The sequence below is a fragment of the Arthrobacter sp. Br18 genome (assembly GCF_000520555.1).
GTDB lineage: Bacteria > Actinomycetota > Actinomycetes > Actinomycetales > Micrococcaceae > Arthrobacter_D.
In genome coordinates, this window is sequence record NZ_KI914890.1 from 61,247 (window position 1) to 62,354 (window position 1,108).

Below are 1,108 nucleotides of genomic sequence, written 5' to 3' on the forward strand. Positions count from 1 at the left end.
GGTTCTCTCGGCTCGTACCGCATCGCCACTGCCCCCGAGCCGAACTCCAGCCGGCTCACGAGCTTCAGGTCGACATGCTTTGATAGCCCCGCGAACAACGTCGGCCCGTGGCCCGCGAGCCGGGGATGCACCACGAACTCGTACTCATCGATCAATCCCAGCTCCGTCAACGCCAGTGGGAGCTTCACCCCTCCCACGAACAGTCCCTTGCCCGGCTCCCGTTTGAGGTGCTGAACTGCCTTGCCCAGGTCCCCGCGCACGAGTTCCGCATTCCAATCGACCTGCTCCAGGGTGCTCGACACGACGTACTTCCTGGCCGCGTTGATCGTCCGGGCGAAGGGTTCCATCCCATCAGGTCCCGCCCCCGACGGCGCCAAGAGCCGCCACGCTGATTCCATCAATTCGTAGGTCACCCGGCCGAAGAGAAGGGCATCGGCCTGGTCGAGGTTCTCGACCGCGTGACGATGCAACTCGTCGTCCGCGGGGATCGCACGGTGATCACAGCACCCGTCCAACGTGACGTTGATGGAGTACCGCAGGGGTCGCATTCCGCAAGGTTACCGCCGATGGGTCGAGCGGCGGCGTGTCGCTTGGTTGATGATCAGTTGTCGTGGGCGGATCGTGGCTGTGGCTGGATCCGCTCGTTCGCCGTCGGAAGTAGGCTCGGGTGGGCGTCTCACGGCGCGGGCACGGAATGCTGAACCGGAGGTTTCGAGACGAGCCACGCGAACCACAACCCGAGGGCGTACAGGGGCAGGCCCATGGCCACCCGCGTTGACCCCAGGGCCGCGATGTTCTCTGCGAGGTAAAGCGGCAGCTGGACCGCCAGCCGGAGGGCCAGCACCGAGACGATAATCCATGTTGCTGCCGAGTAGGCCCGCACCCGGCGTCGCTCCTTCCGCCATTCGACCCCTTCGCCGCGGATGAAGCCGAACAACAGCCCTGCGACGGGCCAGCGGACCGCGATCGAGATGACCATGGCCACGATGTAGGCGCCGTTGACGTAGAACCCGGGCAGGAAGAAATCCTCGGCGTTGCCGGTGCGCAGCGCCACGACGGCGCAGATCGCCACACCGACGAGTCCCGACAGCGCCTGCGTGAGCGGCTT

The 1,108-nt window shown here is 65.8% G+C and carries 2 protein-coding genes; both read right to left on the reverse strand.

Annotated features, from left to right (window positions below; genetic code table 11):
• A partial coding sequence (locus Y704_RS21875) for a dihydrofolate reductase family protein (RefSeq protein WP_081747706.1) occupies positions 1-548 on the reverse strand: 548 nt, incomplete at its 3' end.
• A gap of 128 nt (positions 549-676) precedes the next feature.
• A partial coding sequence (locus tag Y704_RS25410; RefSeq protein ID WP_035773087.1) for a DUF3159 domain-containing protein occupies positions 677-1,108 on the reverse strand: 432 nt, incomplete at its 5' end.